This is a genomic window from Dellaglioa sp. CoH-55-MRSF-9, assembly GCF_056782155.1.
Genome location: NZ_JBXAYG010000088.1, coordinates 1 through 269 on the forward strand (window position 1 = coordinate 1; position 269 = coordinate 269).

Here is a 269-nt window from a genome sequence, read left to right on the forward strand (position 1 = left end):
TTCTGGAAGAGACGCCCCAAACCGTCATAATAATCATAACTTGCCATATACTTGCTACCTGCTGCTGCAGTCATAGCATGAGTGCGAACGTAATTCTGCGAAGTGCCGTCAGGAGACCACTGATAGAAGTACGAGGCAATAGGATTTTGGTTATGATCCTGCACATCAGATAAACCACCCAAAGCATTATAGAGATAGAAATCCTTAAAACCAGTTGCTTTTCTTATCTCCTTCAGCCCATAAGAAGGATTGTGAAGCCAGGTTGTGAC

1 protein-coding gene is annotated in these 269 nt (G+C 43.5%); it reads right to left on the reverse strand.

From position 1 onward, the window contains the following. Positions 1–269: hypothetical protein (locus AC1RPV_RS07900; protein ID WP_481764219.1), on the reverse strand; the 269-nt coding region annotated here is incomplete at both ends.